The sequence below is a fragment of the Marinobacter sp. C1S70 genome (assembly GCF_000475355.1).
Lineage (GTDB): Bacteria > Pseudomonadota > Gammaproteobacteria > Pseudomonadales > Oleiphilaceae > Marinobacter > Marinobacter nauticus.
In genome coordinates, this window is the sequence record NZ_AXBW01000015.1 from 195882 (window position 1) to 212077 (window position 16196).

General features: G+C 52.8%; 15 protein-coding genes. 10 read left to right on the plus strand and 5 right to left on the minus strand.

Annotation, left to right across the window (positions count from 1 at the left end):
- Window positions 1-16: 16 nt before the first annotated feature.
- Complete coding sequence (gene arfB, locus Q669_RS05450) at window positions 17-430, plus strand: alternative ribosome rescue aminoacyl-tRNA hydrolase ArfB (protein ID WP_022991515.1); 414 nt, start codon at window positions 17-19, stop codon at window positions 428-430.
- Here the strand turns inward: arfB and Q669_RS05455 are convergent.
- Entirely contained in the window at window positions 427-1983 is a 1557-nt protein-coding gene (locus Q669_RS05455) for a BCCT family transporter (RefSeq protein ID WP_022991516.1), read from the minus strand. The genes arfB and Q669_RS05455 overlap by 4 nt on opposite strands.
- Window positions 1984-2304: 321 nt before the next feature.
- Between Q669_RS05455 and Q669_RS05460 the strand changes: the two genes are divergently transcribed.
- Window positions 2305-2883: a sterol desaturase family protein gene (locus Q669_RS05460; protein WP_022991517.1), complete on the plus strand. Its 579-nt coding sequence runs from the start codon at window positions 2305-2307 to the stop codon at window positions 2881-2883.
- A 189-nt stretch (window positions 2884-3072) separates the two neighbouring features.
- On the opposite strand, the gene Q669_RS05465 is transcribed toward Q669_RS05460, so the two are convergent.
- Window positions 3073-3969, minus strand: a complete 897-nt coding sequence (locus Q669_RS05465) for a hypothetical protein (RefSeq protein ID WP_022991518.1) — start codon at window positions 3967-3969, stop codon at window positions 3073-3075.
- Window positions 3970-4790: 821 nt separating this feature from the next.
- Here Q669_RS05465 and Q669_RS05475 point away from each other — a divergent pair.
- The 6 genes from Q669_RS05475 to Q669_RS20000 all read left to right on the plus strand — a co-directional run bounded on the left by Q669_RS05475 (window position 4791) and on the right by Q669_RS20000 (window position 7799).
- The gene (locus Q669_RS05475) at window positions 4791-5573 is read left to right on the plus strand and encodes a transporter substrate-binding domain-containing protein (protein ID WP_081698940.1); all 783 of its coding nucleotides are present in this window, start codon (window positions 4791-4793) and stop codon (window positions 5571-5573) included.
- A 136-nt stretch (window positions 5574-5709) separates the two neighbouring features.
- Window positions 5710-5967 (plus strand): hypothetical protein, encoded by a 258-nt coding sequence (locus Q669_RS05480; RefSeq protein WP_022991522.1) that lies wholly within the window; start codon window positions 5710-5712, stop codon window positions 5965-5967.
- A gap of 321 nt (window positions 5968-6288) precedes the next feature.
- Window positions 6289-6603 (plus strand): hypothetical protein, encoded by a 315-nt coding sequence (locus Q669_RS05485; protein WP_141067130.1) that lies wholly within the window; start codon window positions 6289-6291, stop codon window positions 6601-6603.
- A 508-nt stretch (window positions 6604-7111) separates the two neighbouring features.
- Window positions 7112-7354 carry a hypothetical protein gene (locus Q669_RS05490; RefSeq protein ID WP_011786677.1) on the plus strand — a complete coding sequence of 81 codons (243 nt, stop codon included), beginning with the start codon at window positions 7112-7114 and terminating at the stop codon, window positions 7352-7354.
- Between the two features lie 81 nt (window positions 7355-7435).
- Entirely contained in the window at window positions 7436-7636 is a 201-nt protein-coding gene (locus tag Q669_RS05495) for a hypothetical protein (RefSeq protein WP_011786676.1), read from the plus strand.
- A 37-nt stretch (window positions 7637-7673) separates the two neighbouring features.
- Window positions 7674-7799, plus strand: a complete 126-nt coding sequence (locus Q669_RS20000; protein ID WP_022991524.1) for a hypothetical protein — start codon at window positions 7674-7676, stop codon at window positions 7797-7799.
- A gap of 381 nt (window positions 7800-8180) precedes the next feature.
- Here the strand turns inward: Q669_RS20000 and Q669_RS05500 are convergent, their stop codons facing one another.
- The gene (locus Q669_RS05500) at window positions 8181-9761 is read right to left on the minus strand and encodes a hypothetical protein (protein WP_022991525.1); all 1581 of its coding nucleotides are present in this window, start codon (window positions 9759-9761) and stop codon (window positions 8181-8183) included.
- A gap of 235 nt (window positions 9762-9996) precedes the next feature.
- On the opposite strand from Q669_RS05500, the gene Q669_RS05505 reads away from it, so the two are divergent.
- Window positions 9997-12321 carry a putative bifunctional diguanylate cyclase/phosphodiesterase gene (locus tag Q669_RS05505; RefSeq protein ID WP_036148874.1) on the plus strand — a complete coding sequence of 775 codons (2325 nt, stop codon included), beginning with the start codon at window positions 9997-9999 and terminating at the stop codon, window positions 12319-12321.
- A complete protein-coding gene (locus Q669_RS05510; protein ID WP_022991527.1) occupies window positions 12318-13199 on the plus strand; it encodes a phosphate/phosphite/phosphonate ABC transporter substrate-binding protein in 882 nt (293 codons plus the stop codon). The genes Q669_RS05505 and Q669_RS05510 overlap by 4 nt, the downstream gene beginning before the upstream one ends.
- A gap of 47 nt (window positions 13200-13246) precedes the next feature.
- Here Q669_RS05510 and Q669_RS05515 read toward each other — a convergent pair whose 3' ends face one another.
- Window positions 13247-14572: an acetyl-CoA hydrolase/transferase family protein gene (locus Q669_RS05515; protein ID WP_022991528.1), complete on the minus strand. Its 1326-nt coding sequence runs from the start codon at window positions 14570-14572 to the stop codon at window positions 13247-13249.
- Window positions 14573-14575: 3 nt separating this feature from the next.
- Window positions 14576-16196, minus strand: a 1621-nt coding sequence (locus Q669_RS05520) for a pyruvate kinase (RefSeq protein ID WP_022991529.1), incomplete at its 5' end; no start/stop codon positions are given.

The following is a 16196-nucleotide window of genomic DNA, read 5'->3' on the forward strand; positions in this document are numbered from 1 at the left end:
CTCAACACGTGCCACTATGCTGAAATTATCCAATGCCGTCGAACTGGCAGACTGGGAAATCCAGATTACGCAGATACGATCCCAGGGGGCAGGCGGCCAGAATGTGAACAAGGTTGCCTCTGCCGTTCACCTCCGGTTCGACGTCCTGCATTCCACCCTGCCGCCGTTTTACAAAGAACGTTTGATGGCATTGTCCGACCAGCGCATCAGTAAAGACGGCGTGATTGTGATCAAGGGGCAGTCTTTCCGCACGTTTGAGCAGAACAAAGAGGACGCGCTGAACCGACTCAAGACTCTCATTCAGGAGGCAGTGAAGCCGCAAAAAGCCCGCCGGCCAACGCGGCCGACGAAATCCTCCCAACGGCGGCGTGTGGATAACAAAACCCGCCGTGGAGAGATCAAATCCCTGAGGGGAAAAGTAAAAACCTAAGCCAGCCCCTGCTCTTTCGCCAGGGCTGCTGCGGCCCGGGGACCGGTCCACAGAGAAGGGAGAATAATCAACGACACCGGAATGGCTGTGATCACAATGAACTGTTGCAACACCCCAATCTGACCGGCCCCCATATAGAGAAGAATCGCGGCCATCAGTGCCATGGCGCCACCCCAGAAAACGCGAATCCAGGGTTGCGGCTCGTCATGGCCGGCCCCCACCATCGCAATGGAGTAGCTCATCGAATCTCCGGTTGTCGCCACAAAGATGGTGGTCAGCAACAGGATTGCGGCCGCCATCCAGGTGCCTCCCGGCAGTGCCTGCGCAACCGTCAATGTGGCGACGTCAAACCGGAAATTGTTCAAAGCGTCGGTCAAATCAAACGTGCCGGACAGCTGATGGTATATGCCAGAGCCACCCAGCAACGTGAACCAGATGGTCGTGGCGATGGGTGCCAGTATGGCGACTGCCATGATGGTTTCACGGATGGTTCTACCCCGTGAGATTCTCGATACAAACACTGCCATCAAGGGGGTATAGCCAATAAACCAGGCAAAGAAAAACACCGTCCACCACTTCATCCACCAAGCGGGCGCCGTCTGTGCTGTCATGGTCGCCATGGAAAAAAACGAGCCCAGATATTCGCCCATGGATTGCAGGTAGACATCCGTAAGGAATAGCGTGGGGCCAAACACAAAAATAACGCCGGCAATAACCAGCGCCAGGATGACGTTGAAACGACTGAGCAGCTGGATACCCCGATGCAGCCCGGTCATTGCGGATGTCATGTATACCCCTGCCAGCACAGCCAGAACCATGAGCTGAGTACCGTAGCCATCGGAGACACCGAACAGCTCATGCAATCCAAAGCTCATTTGTGTCGCCAGAAAGCCGATCGGGCCCACGGTGCCGGCAACCACTGCGATCACGCAGGCGGCATCCACCACTCCACCCAGGCGCCCGCTGACAACACGCTCGCCTAGCACGGGATAAAGCAGCGTCCGTGGCTGCAGTGGCTGCCCTTGTGAGTAGTGCGCGCGCGAGAGCACGATGGCCGTTAGTGAGCCAAGCACAGCCCAGGCTAGAAACCCCCAGTGCATAAATGACTGGGCAAGCGCAGGTGCAACGGCGGCAGGGGACGCGGCCTCGGTGTCGAACGCCGGCGGGGTGACCACAAAATGATAGACCGGCTCACCTGCTGCGAAGAAGACTCCACCACCGGCCAGCAACGTACACATGATCATCGATAGCCAGCGGAACCGGCCAATCTCCGGCTCATCCAGCCCTCCAATCCTGGCCCGACCGGCCCCGCTTACGCCCGTGGCAACCGCCACAAAAAACGTGAGCAGCAGGAGCAGCTGGAAAAAAGAACCAAGATATTTTGCGGTCCACGAAAAACCGTGACCAATCAGGTCAGCCACGTAATCGGCATCGACAACAGAAGCACCAACAAACAGCAGAATAAAGCCAATGGTCAGAACCAGCACAACGGGATCACTGTCGCTCCAGACGCTCTCGCTTGCCTTGGGTTTAGGGATAGTCTCGGCGGTCATTGGGAATGGGTCCTTGCGGCAAAAAGGGCGCGACACTACCGGAACTCTCAAGCGATTGCACCCAACTACGGGGAATTACGAACCTGCACGGCTGCGGATCACTCAGCGGTTTGCCCACAGAATCTGTGGATAACTCTGTGCGAAGTCTCAGGATAGGTTCGCCCGACCCTCGTCATCCCTGGGGCGCCCAATGTTGGAGGCAATTTGATCAGGTTGTCCGATTCCGCCAACGGGGCCTGACAAGCTGACGCAAATGAGCACAGAAATTCGAGGCGGCTATGGCACGATGAAAACTCAGCCACTCTCTGAAAGAGGTGATTCATGATTGGCTTTCCGGTCGCCCTGATTTTTGCCAACGGTGTTGAATGGTATGCCCATAAATACATCCTCCACGGGACACCACGGCCGGGAAAACCCAGATACAGCCCGGTACCGAAGTCTATGAAAAGCCACTGGCAGCATCACAAGATCGTGCGCACCACGGATTACCGCGACGAAGGCTATGAAGAAGGGTTGTCCAACTGGCGCACCCGGAACGAAGTCACCTCCCTGCTTGCGCTCACTGCGGTTACCTCTCTGGCGCTACCGGTAGCCCCGTTTTTTACACTGGGCACCTACTACGCGGCTGGCCGGTACTTCTATGTGCACCGGCGCTCTCACCTGGAACCCGAGTGGGGAAAGAAGGCCATTCCCTGGCATTACGATCACCATATGAACACCAATCAGGACGCCAACTGGTGTGTCACCCGTCCCTGGTTCGACTACATCATGGGAACTCGTATCAAAGCAAATCCGGAGCTTGCCGAGTCCAACCCTTTGGGTATCAACCTGCCCTCGATCATCGAGGCCCCCCTGAACCGGTTTTTGAACAAGTGTTTTCCACAGCTACAGATGAATTAACAGGGCTGATTGGTTTTGCCCACAGAATCTGTGGATAACGTTGTTGGCAACGACAGGATAGGCAGTGCAAAGCGTGCAGTGGCAGGCCCTGGCGGAAAGCGCAGGTAAAATGATCAATCTGAACAGATGCGCGCTTCGCCAGGTTGGGTGGGTGTTGGCACACCCACCAATAGCTTGTTTTTAGTCGCTTCAGGCGGGAACAGTGGCTTCGATATCGTTGTCTGATTCGGTATCACCTTTGCCCAAAAGAACATCCCGGAACGAAAGATAATACGCGCCCGCAATAACTGCACCCCAGACAAACGACACGACAATTGTAACCACCGTCATGCCAATAACCGATGCGGTTGAAGCACCAATTGCGAACGTGGGGAACAGTACCAGTTGAGTAACAACCATCGCGTTTACAGCAAAGAAAAGCAGTACAAACAAGTTCTTGAAGCACGCGCGCAGGCTGTTACGAACAGCCTCTAAAGCCCCCTGTCTGGCAACCACAATCAACGGGATTGCATAGAAGAACAACGCACCGAACAGAACCAGCGCGCAAAGCACTGCAATGAACATGAGCAGAATCGCAGCAATACCTGCTGAGGGCCCGAAGCCACCATCCATGAAACCGCCCATGCCATAGCGGCTAACAGATGAGAACGAAAAATCGGCAATACTTGCGATCACGTAGCCAATAACGGACAGTACAATGCCGACGACAATCATCATCACTACCATCAGGAAAGTATGAAGTATCGTGTGCCCGCTGAAGCCGGAAAACACCTGGGTAAACCGGGGACTCCCCTCGGCTGCGCTGTGGAACAGAGCCACCATACCGGCGTTGAGTAGCAGCGTTACGAGAATGCTGACAATCACCAGCACCACGGTGCCAAAGACACTGCCACCGGAAATCATCTCCATCGCACCATATTGAATCAGCGCCGGAACAAGAAACACCAGCAGATAGGCGGGCAGAATCACGCCCCAGTTACTGCGCAGCAGTCGCACCGCCGCCGAAATCCAGTTCAGTGGTGGGCCGGCCGGAACTTTTCTCGGGATAACAGGGGTGTCATAAGAAGTATCGGTTGGGGTGCTCACAGCAGGAAGTCCTTAATGTGTTTTCCAGGAATGTCGACCATGTAGATGGCCCGTCCAAGGGGGCGGACGTTAACAAAACCTGCCGTTTATCAATGCCCAATATTGTCCTGCTTCCTTGTAGGATATTGCCCATAGCGCCAAAAACTGGATCACCGTCCCGCAGACCGAAACAGCACATCGTTTCCAATCAAAGCCAACAATGCCCCGAGAATGGCAGGCAAAGTCCATGAAAAGCCACTGGCAGCATCACAAGATCGTGCGCACCAAGGATGACCGCGACGAAGTCTATGAGGAACCCGAGTGGGAAAGAAGGCCATTCCCTGGCATTACAATCACCATATGAACACCAATCAGGACGCCAACTGGTGTGTCACCCGTCCCTGGTTCGACTACATCATGGGGACCCGCATTAAAGCGAACCCGAACCTCGCGGAAAGCAACCCTCTCGGAGTGAGGTTACCCACCTTTGTCGAACAACCGTTGAACCGTCTATTTCGTCGTCTTTTTTGGTAGTACAACCATAAATTGTCCGAACCTAAACAAAAAGCGAACATTCCATTCAGGGCTTTCCTCCTGCGCCTCTACGCTAAACACGGCTGACACTTTGTGGACACGTTGGGACCGGCGATTTGCGGAACGAACCGATAAGAACCGTACTCAGCCAGGTATTATCAGTGTGGTAAACATGGCGAGCGTGCCACTGTCACAGAGCTGAAATACTAATGTAGTAATATCGTGATTCTGGAAATGGAATTAGCGGTAACCTTGAGTTTAGGTGCAGGGAAGTAGTTGTAGTTTCTCGATAATCACGTGGCATCTAAATGAAATGGTTACTCCTGGCGTTCGCTATTGGCACTTTGGCCACTCAGGCCAATGCAGTATCAGAGCCAGAGCCACTTCTCGTACTGGCTCCCTACCTCCCGGCAACATCAGAACAGGGGCCGGCTGGGCGCGATATTGAGATATTCGCTGCAGTCATGGATCGATGTGAAATAGATGTTCACTTTCATTTCTACCCCTTCAAACGGCACCTCCGGAATTTCACTCATGAGGGGCTGGGCGATGCGGTAATGACCGTGCCTCCCGATATGGACACGCCAGGTTTTGAAAGCACTCCCTACGTGTATTACCAGAATGGCGCCGCTGTTTTGGAGTCCACGAACATCAAGCCTTACCATCTTCGCTATTTAAAAGGGCTGCGTGTTGTTTCCTTTGCCGGTGCGTCCCAATTGCTGGATATTGAGTCTCACATTGAGTCTTTTGCCTCATATTCCGAGTTTGCAGACCAGCGCATCCACTCGCGAATGCTCTTTCTGAATCGCGTGGATGTGGTGCTTGCGGATGGTCTTATCTTTGCGGAGATTAACCACCGTTTGCGCGCAGATGGAACCTATGCGGATAAGGCTGATTTGCACCAGAAAGTGATGTTCATTCCGATTTTTGCCCCGACGCCCTATAGAGCCTCGTTTCGTAAAAAAGAACACCGTGATGCATTCAATGCGTGCTTCAGTGAGCTTGAAGCAGAAGGCGTTGTCCGAGCAATCAACGTACGACACATTGAAAAATATCGGGATACGGTCGGCTACGGATATCTGGGCTACTAGGCAACCGAATGCAGGCTATTTCAGATCAATTTTTAAGACCAAAATCAACTTGAGACACATCAAAATAGCCGATTAAATTGAGCATAGAATAAACAGCCAGATAAGTGCTGTCCCTTACCCAGTAAAGAGGTGCCCCATGAGTTCCGATTGGATTGAAACCACCTTGTCTCTCAAAAAAGACCAGACACTCCGGGAGGTCGAGCCTGAAGTCGATGAATCGCGCCAGATAGACCCTAGCAAAACATCCTACGAAATTTGCACAGAGAACGGCGAGGTTGTTGGCTTTATCAAAACCTGGGAAGAATCGGATGGTTATGCCGGCTATGTCCATTTCGACTCTGAGGGAAACGTCATTGACTGGAAGGTCATGAAGGAAAGGCGCAAGTTCTCTTAGGGAACGAAGCCTGAAATTCGTTTGTAACGTTAGAACCCTATAGTGATGGTTCCTGAAGTACGATAAGTACCAGGTGCTCTCGCATTGCCGGGGATTCAACCCCGGCGTTTTTTCTCCCCTAAGGTCTGTTCAAAAGGACGTTGACAGTCCCGATCTGAGGTTAATGAAATGAACCCCAGAGAGGACCACTACCGAGCCCTATTGGCGTTTCACAGATCTACGTTCGTAGGCCCATGGATGAGGCCGCACATTGAACTGGAAGATAGCCAGTGTTCCCTGTCCGTCCGTCTCAACGCCTTTTCCTGCTCTCCATTGGGCACAGTGAAAGAGTCCATCATTTTCCAGCTACTCTATGATGCGTCGTTTTTGGCAGCGGGTACTCTTGAGACGACCCTTCTGGTCCAGTGCGACAAGTTTGAATTCTTCCCATTCCAGAACCTGACAGAAAGCCGTGTTACGGCACAGGCGCGGCTTGTTTATTCATCCCTGAAGCAGTGGACGATTGAATCGGCGTTGAAGGACGAATGGCAAAATGACATTGCCTGGGGTCGAGGCCAGTTCTCAAGATCATCCGTTTTGCTCGAAACCATTGGTCCCTATAACAATGAGCTCCTAAAGCAGAAACAGGATTGGTGAATGAACCCTGTTCTCCTGAAATGAAATTGAAACAGCTGAAGGTTACGATTGTCGGCCAATCAGGATTAGGATCATGATTGTTTGCCGAGTCCCTGTCCCAGGGCTCGGTTTTTTTATCCCCGTCACGCCACCGCAACATCACCTTGCTTTAATTCCGTCACCGCCTAGATGAGGCGGAACGCAATCCGCGTGTATTGCTCAGGATGAGCCCTCTGTTGCTTTTGTAGTGCAACTGATCCACCTGGGGGCATATGTGTCTGGTATGAGTAAGGCTATCCAAGCCGTTGAAATTCGTTGTTGCTGGTCCTGTGAAGAACTACCGGTTGAACTTCTTGAGCTAAGCTTTAAAGAGCCGAGCGGCTTTTGCCGGCCGTTTCGATACGAGGTGCGCATACCTGGTGAGGAACCGCTGTATCAATCGGAAAGCGAATATGCAGCCAGGCGATACCTGGAAATGCTCTTGGCGTTGCCTGCTGGGCATTTATGATGCATCAGATAGGGTGCCGTTATGACAGAGAAATCACGGGCAAAAGAACTGGTGGGGTATTCCTTCCTGGTGGTCTTCGCCAACGACGACACCATAGACGAAAAAGAGCTCGCCATGATCGAGCGATTAGCTTTGGAAGACGGCGTAGTCGACGACAAAGAAAAGGAAATTCTTAGAAGGCTTTTTGATCGCCTGGATCACTACACAGTCGCCCGCAAAGTCGTGGAAGAGATCAACAGCTTTCGAAAGCAACACGACATCTGACTGCGACACCTTGGGCGCCTGAGTCTATCTTTTCTATATACAATGTATATACTAAAAGTGTTCTCAGTGAGTGGATGACCCATGGCAGCCGATAGTATTTCCGAAAAGCAGTTGAAGCCACGCAAGAAAAAGGCAGGGAAAAAAGACTCTCAGCTACTGATTCGGATCAACAGTGCAGAGCGCGATGAATTCATTTCATTGTGTGAAGAGCTGGATACCAGTGCCGCCAGAGAGGTACGAAAGTTCATACGCAACTTCGTGCGAACCCATAAGGACGACTGAGGGCGGTAATCGAGCAATCACACACCAGGAGTGAATCATGGCCAAGAAAACTACGAAGAAAGTAACCAGCCTGAAAAAAGAAATCAAAGCCCGTAAGGCGAAGATCGCCAAGCAGGAAGGCAAGCTGAAGAGCTTGAAAAAGAAGCTCAAGAAAGCGGCATAAACTGCCATATAGCGCGCCGTATCCGGTAAGAGTCCGGATACTTTGTTGCTAGCTATACGTAAAGAAGCCCTGCCTCCGTGTAGGGCTTTTTTATGGTTCATCGCTGGTTTGCGAACTAGACCTATTCCAATATCGTGTCTGGCTGGATGTGCCCGTCCGCCGAGTTCGCTGCGCGTTTTGCGGCTCCAGACTTGAACAGACTCGCCGGTTGCCACGGTAAGCTTATTTGATGATATTTTTGTGACAACCATTGCAGAGGCAGAACCGGGAGTCCTTGTACCGCTCAGCCCACGCTCGCCCTGCTACTATCTCGTCCACATTTCTGACGATTTTAGGGCAGGCTATACCTTGGCTAACCATAGACGCACGGACGACTATGCTTTATGACTCCGGAAACGCGGTCCAGCCATCCAGCCAGGTGTCACTGGAGCGAGGATTAATAGCGCCCAGGTAGTCAGCAGATTCGTCGAAAAACTCCGACTTGGGTGGTCGTGTTGCTTCCATATTTCGAATAAGGCCTCTGGAGCGGAAATTCGGTGAAGTCGTGCTTGTCACGGTTGGCTGCAAGCCACTTTCCGCCAGCTGATGATTGCGGTTGGCCGGGTCCTGAATCCACACGTCCTCCTGGAAGCCAAAATCATCATCGTCAGCCTCTGGTTCGGTTGCCAGATTGCCGAGGCGGCCGTTGTTTGAGATAAGGTTGTGGCTGAATGTCAGCTTGTCCATGGCCACCAAAGACCGGACCTCATCCCTGGTATCAAGTGCCTCGATGGCAAAGCTGTCGATGATCATGTTGTGGAAATGGCCACCGGAACCTTCTCGCAGAACCATGGCACGGTGCTGTTTTGCCGAGCGGCCGGCGCCGTACATCGTGACATTGTAGAAGGTGGGCTCTGACCGGGGCGTGGCGTTGTGATCAGACCCATTGCTGTCACCCTCAAAGCCATTGTCGCCCACATCCCCGTATTGCTGGATGACCGCGAACTGGACGTTACCTGTCCAACCCCAGTCCCAATCGATGCTGTCATCAGCGGCGCCGGTTATCAGAATGTTTTTCAGATCTACGGTACCACCGTACATTTCAATGCCATCGTCCAGCGCGCGATGTACCTGCACGTTTTCGACGATGGTGTCCGAGCCGCAACCACCCAGCGTAAGACCATTCAGTTCGTTGTCTTTGTAGACCTCAAAACCAGCAAATTCGATGCGGGTGTATTGCAGTACGCCGCAACTGTGGCGGTGGTCGGTACCTCCAAACTGGCCACGGAGATCAGTCTCGGGAACACCCTCTATTGCCGCGGCAGGCTGATTAACCGGCGCTTTGCCGAGCAGAACCAGACCGCCCCAGTCACCTCGGGTTCTCTGGCCCTCGGGTTGGTGGCTGGTGAACACGACGGGCTGTTCCCGGGTTCCCCGGGCGAAGAGTCGGCTGTCTTTGGTGACGATCAGAGCAGAACCGCGTTCACCTTCGATGGTTACGCCCGGTTCAATGGTGAGCCTGGCGCTATCCACGTAGATAACATCATCCAGAATGTAACGGCGGCCACTTTGCCAGACTGTGTCTGAGACAATATCGTCAGTGACCCGGATCGCACGGTTCTCAAACGCAGTGAAACCGGCAATTGCTGCGACGAAGGCCGCAGATATCGGAATCACGACGATACCATTGCGAGTCAGCCAACCACGTTGTTTCTCCTTTTTAGTCTGCTTTTTCGTCAATGTTTCTGTTGGAGACTTCGCCATCAGCGGCTCACCGGGATCGTTTGCCATAATTTCCCGGGCAAGCGCCTGGAGTTCGGGTGAGCCGTTTGTTTCCACGCGCCTGAGAACATCCGCCCGATAAGCAGGCTCTCTAAGCAGGACGTTCAGATGAATAAAGTCGACACCGGGGCATTGGCCTTTGTCGATGCGGCGTTTAAGGCGCCAGAGATTTTCTACCAGAAGGGATGATTGGCCGGACATTACTGCTGCTCCGTTATGGATGGGAGCCATACACTTAGCATTGAGAAATGAAGTTTCTGTGTCAAAAGCGTGAATCCGTTAACAATTTCGGCCTGTCATGTAATTGCCATAATTGACGTCTAGGCTTCGAGGGATCTGGGGTTTGCTGGCGAAATGCCTCACCCGACTCACAGGATTTATCCGGCCACTGGAGAGGCTGACGTTTACCTATCCCTTTTCTCCAGGTTCTAGCTTGATGACAGCGAAATCTGATACTCCCCTGAATAGCGTTCAGCTAACCATGCTGGCACTCGGGGTTGTTATCGTTTTGTTCCTATGGGTGTTATTCCTTTGGCAGGCATCTGCAACGAGGGCGGAAACCCTCAATGCAAGACTCTCCGAGAACCGCAATCTGGCATTGATTGTGTCGGAGAGCCTCAAGCAGATGACTGATCGAGCCAAGGCCATGGGTAGCCTGGTGAATGACGATGTCATCGCGCATCAAGAAGCAGAGACCAGGCTCTTGACGCTTCTGGCAGAAGATCCCGTGTTCAACCGGCTCAGTGTTTACAATCTGTCGGGAGAACTGATTTACACCAGCCATCTGGGTTCGGCACGCTCAAACCTTGGTAATTGGTTGTCTGGAACTGAAGACCACTTTGCCGGAGCTGGATTTGTGCCTGTGCTTCCCGAACGAGTTGCGGATCCGGCTTACGTGCCACAAGAGCCTGCCTGGCGATTGCCATTCCTGGTTCCACTCAGACTGGCAGATTTGTCCCGCTCCTCAAGATTGATCTTGATTGAGCTGGACATCGCCTACCTGGCTGGGCTTCTACAGAATGTTGAGCTGGGCTCGGGCTTTATTCAGATTCTGGATTCCAGGGGGGATGAGTGGATGCGGGCCAATGAAAGCGGCATTGTGGTTGGAGGGCCTCAGGTGCCAAAAGTGCAGATTGCGGCTGAAGGCCGTGTTGTGACCGGCGAAGCCACGATGGAGTTGGCGGGCGAGCAATACCAATATGTTTTCGTGACCCGTCCAGCGAATGGTTTTACAGTCAGTGTGGCCCAGCCTTACTACGAGATCTTTGCACCGCTGACGCCTGGCCAGAATAAGCAACTGATTGCCAACAGCGTAATGACCTTACTGGTTTTCGGTATCGTGTTCTGGCTGATCCGGAGCCTGACCGGACAGCAAAGAGTGTTGGAGGCATTGCGGTTATCCGAGCGGAACAACCAGCAATTGATTGAGCGCCTTGAAACCGAACATGCCCGCAGTAGCCGTGCCGCTTCGATTGATCATCTCAGTGGTCTGTTCAACCGTCGCCAGTTTCTCGATGTGGCAGATTCGCTGGTACTGGAACAGCGTCGACAGCGGAAGCTGTCAACCATGCTGTTTGTCGATCTGGATCGCTTTAAATCCATTAATGATTCTCTTGGCCACCACATCGGTGACCTGCTACTGCAGGCCGTAGCCGGTCGCATTCAACGCATGCTGGGTAAAGGTGATATTGCCGCTCGTTTCGGCGGTGATGAATTTGTGGTGCTGTTGGTGGGTGATCGCAGTGAGGCCGACATCGAGCAGTGGGCCGCAGCTTTAACCGCGCATTTGTCCGCCCCCTACATGTTGGAAGGAACAGAGCTGAATACCAGTCCTAGCATTGGTATCGCCATCAGCCCTCGGGACGGCCAGAGTATTGATGAACTGACCAAATGTGCTGATGCCGCGATGTATTCGGCCAAGAAAGCTGGCCGTGGCCAGTACCGGTTTTTCGACCAGTCACTGAATGTGAGTGATGTGGAAGAATTTCACCTGGAACAAGCCTTTGTAGAGGCCCTCAAAAACCGGGAGTTTGTTCTGCATTACCAACCCCAGGTTTGCCTGGAGGCTATGGAAATTATTGGCTACGAGGCTCTGGTGCGATGGCAACATCCGGGCTTCGGCCTGCTGTATCCAGACCGATTTATTCCGGTGGCCGAGAAAACCGGCTTTGTCGTGTCCCTGGGCATGGAAGTGGTTCGACTGGCCTGTGCCCAGATATCCGACTGGCAACAGAAACATGGGATTTCGAAGCCAGTCGCAGTCAATGTTTCTCCGATACAGCTTGCTCAGCCGGGTTTCTGCAAAGACGTTCTGGCGACGTTGGCGGACTACGGTTTGACCACCGACTTGCTGGAACTGGAAATCACGGAAACTGCTATGCTGGAAGGCCGGGCAGTTGAGAGCCTGCATTGCCTCAAGGCGGCAGGTATCCGCCTCAGTCTTGACGATTTTGGTACCGGTTACGCGGGGTTTGCCCACCTGGAGGCGGTACCGGTAGACAAGCTCAAGATTGACCGAAGCCTGATTAACCGCATCTCAAACAGCCACGATGACAGTCCGATCGTGTCCTCTACCATTATTCTGGCCAAGCGCATGGCGCTCAAAGTGGTGGCCGAGGGCGTGGAAACCCGTGAGCAGCTGGTTCACCTGAAAGTCGCCGGCTGTGACATTGCACAGGGCTATCACCTGGGGCGCCCCATGCCAGCGGAGAAGATTCCTGAGTTCCTGAGAACCTTCGCAGAAGAGGAAGCCAGAGCATGAGGTTGCTGACGTTAATTCTCGCGTTCGCATCGCTCGCCTTTGCATCGTTTTATAGTTCGGGAGCCGTCCGAGAGGTCAAAAACTGCAACATGAACAGATTGACCTTCACGATGATCCCAAAAAAAGATATCGACCAGCAGACCTCTGAATATCAGCCGTTGATTACGCTGCTAGAGCAGGGGCTTGGGATGCCGGTAGAACTGGTTAGAGCCACCTCTTACGAGAGCGTGATGGACGGTGTACTCTCGGGCGGTGTCGACCTGGCCGTTATGGGGCCGGCATCCTATGTTATCGCCCATCGAACAGACCCGGGGCTGGATGCCTTCGCTTCTTTAACCACCGAGGCCGGGCTCTTTACACCCGAGGGGAGTTTCTATTATTCGTTACTGGTAGTTCCAACGGCAGCGGGGATAAACAGCATTGAGGGCCTGAGAAATGCCAGGATACTGCTGACAGATCCTTCCAGTACATCAGGGGCTCTCATTCCCAAAAACGAGTTTGCAACCACGATCGGCGAGCCATTCTCCGATTTCTTTGGAGCCAACATATACGCGGGTAGCCATGACAAGGCATTGATGGCGTTGCTGGACAACAAGGCGGAGGCTGCCTTTGTCTCCAGCTCAAGAGCAGATGAAGCGCTCAGGCGCGGCATGATTGCGGACGACACCCTAACGGTTCTTTGGCGTTCGGTACCGTTACACTATGACCCTTTTGTATTCCGCAGTGGAATTTGCGAGGACGTTCGGAGCCGGGTAATTAATCTACTGACAATGCCTTCGCCAATGCTCTCGGAATACCTGAATACTCAGCGAGCGGTGGGAATAAACCTCGTGACCTACGATGATTACCGGGCGATTGAGGCCGTTCTAAACAACTAGCTTGGTATTATCCAGCGCTCTGATTTCAGTGGTCCGATCTATAGTGCCTATATCCATCCAAGTGATGTTGCCTCTCGCTCAAGTTGCTCGCGAAATTCGGGGCATGCAAGTTGTATGAGAGCCTTGGCTCTTTGAGGAATAGAAAGGCCTTTGAGGTTAACACAGCCATATTCCGTCACTACGAATTGCACATCATTCCGGGGGTCTGTGACGGCACCGCTGAGTAGACGCGGGACGATACGGCTGACAGAGCCCGATTGAGCGGTTGACCTTAATGCAATGAAAGAGCGGCCGTTTCTTGCAGCGTAAGCACCACGAACAAAATCGAGTTGGCCACCGGTGCCTGAAAAGGGGCGATCGCCAATTTGTTCAGAATTGATCTGGCCAGTCAGATCTATTTCGAGTGCTGAATTTACAGACACCATGTTGTCGTTAAGCCGAATGATGTCTGGATTGTTTACCCAGGAAGCGGGGTATCCAACGATAGCAGGGTTATCGTCAAGGAACTCGTAGAGCGCACGGTCTCCGAGAGCGAAGGTGAAAATGTGCTTGTGTTGCATCCATGTCTTGCGTCGACCATTCAAGATCCCGGCCTGAATCAGGGGAACCATTGCCGGGGAGAACAGTTCGCTGTGTAGCCCCAGATCTTTGTGCTGCTTCAACCCCGAGAGCACGGCATTTGGTACTCCGCCCACTCCGATCTGTAAGGTGTCCCCATCGTCAATCCGTTCGATGATCTGTTGCGCAATCTTTCTATCGACCTCTGTGGGCGCCTTGGGGATTGCCTCTACCAGCGGTTGATCGTGCTCAACGATGTGGTCTATTTCTGAAATATGGACGGAACATTCACCAAAGGTTCGAGGCATATACCGGTTGACCTCGACAATGACTTTCCTTGCTTTTCGGATCACAGACGCTCCGTAATCAGCGTTGGTGCCGAGGCTGAAATATCCATGGCGATCCATCGGCGATACGGTCACAAAAAAACATTCCGGATCTATGTGCTCTGTCAGCAGGCGGCCGGCCTGGTGAAGCATTGCGGGTACGAATTCAATCCAATTTGTAGAGTTGGATTGTGCAATGGCAGCCCGGTCTGAATGGCTTAGAAAGAGTGGACGGGGTGTTACGAGATCAATGAGATCTGGAGCTAAAAGAGTTTGCTGAAGATGTTCCGTACCATGCAGATAATAGACGTTTAACGGACCAATCAATCGATCTCTGAGGGCATCTGCAGTGGCTGCCATCAATGCCGGCGGTTGCGCGGCGCTCATTCCGAGAATCAGGTTTCTGCAGGCTGAGATGGTCTCGACCGCTTCATGGGCAGACAACTTCCGTTTTAGATAGCTGGCTAGCAATCCTTCATCGGTATCCACTTGTTACCGTCCGTTCTGGGCCAATCTCAGTGCCCTGAGTAGTGCCCGTTTTTTGGTTTGATGCTGTTCCATGCGCTTGAGAATGTTGTCGAGCACACCAAGCGCTTCGATAACGTGCGGCCCTTTGTTCAGCATGACGCACTCTGCACGGTGCGCCATGACTGCATCTGAAATCTCTGCGCGAGAGGGCATGCCTTTCTGAGCCAGGTTTTCTAGTACTTGAGTCGCCCAGATAACGGGTACATGGGCGGCTTCACACACTGATAATATCTCTTCCTGGACTTCTGCCAGTCGCTCATATCCACACTCAACAGCAAGATCGCCCCTTGCAATCATGACGCCCACCTTGGGTCGGCGCATAGCGGTCAGCAGCATAGAGGGCAAATTCTCAAATCCTCTTCGGGTTTCGATCTTGAGGACGATGCCTAAGTGATCCCCCTTTACCCGGGACAGTGCTTCGTCAAGCAATGTGACGTCATGTGCGGAGTTTACAAATGACATCTGGACGGCATCTGCATGCTTCGCGATGAATGTCAGGTGGCTGATGTCGGTCGGCGTCAGAGAGCTGACGTTAAGCTGGCTATCCGGAAGGTTCATGCCTTTACCGGCTCTAAGTTTGCTGCCTTCTGGAAGAGCGTGTTGGATTTTTACCCAGAATCGGTCTGTCTCTACTTTTTCAATGACACCACCAATTTTCCCGTCGTCAAACCAGACGCTCTCGCCCGGATGAACTTGAGAAACGACCTCGGGCATCGTGCAGCTTATCGTAGCGGGAGTAACAAGATTTCCCTGGGTGTCTAAATGCTTGGAATGTCCGGCAGTCGAGTCGGCCGTAACTACAAGACAATCGCCTTGGCGGAGGACTATAACCCCGGGTTGCTTGGGGACACTGGTAATCTTGGCTGTGATTTTTGGGCGTTGTTTTTCTTTCAGCTGAAGGGGCGTTCCGGGCACTACGTAACATGTTTTGATGCTCTCAACCTGGCATCCAAAGTCGCTAACTTCAACAACGGTCCATTTTCGGGACTTGTGGCGTGCATCAAGGAGCCGGATCTCATCAAATCTCTTGAGCTTCTGTAGAAAACTCTTGGGAACACCGAAAACAGTCTGGTTATCGCTAATTTCCGGTGCTGAACTTCCCTCCGGTACCAGCAGTATGCGCGCGGGGAAAACGGTGATTCCGTATTCATTACGTTTGGGGTGTACATGCACAACGTGCGGTCCGGGTTCGATCTCACCCGTGCGTATCTTCGGCCCACCCAAATCCATAAAAACCTGACAACTCTGTCCGAACTCCTCTTTTGCAGTTTGCAGATTATTGATCATCTCCAGCCAGGTTTCTGGGTCATCATGGGCGCAATTTATGCGCATGCAATTCATCCCGGCTTTCAGCAAATCGCGAATGATTGAGGGATCTTGTGCCGATTCCGTTGGCATGGTGACCATGATCCGTACATTTCTAGCTTCGGGCGTGGCCCCAAGTAGTTCTTTCGAATGCTGCAGCAGTAACAGGGGACCATCCTGAATCGTGATCGTGGAGGTTTCGCCGCAATCTGCTTTTAGTGGCTGTCCGAGTAGTAAGGAAAGTGTGCGGATGATGATGTCTAGGAGTCTGCGCGGCAGA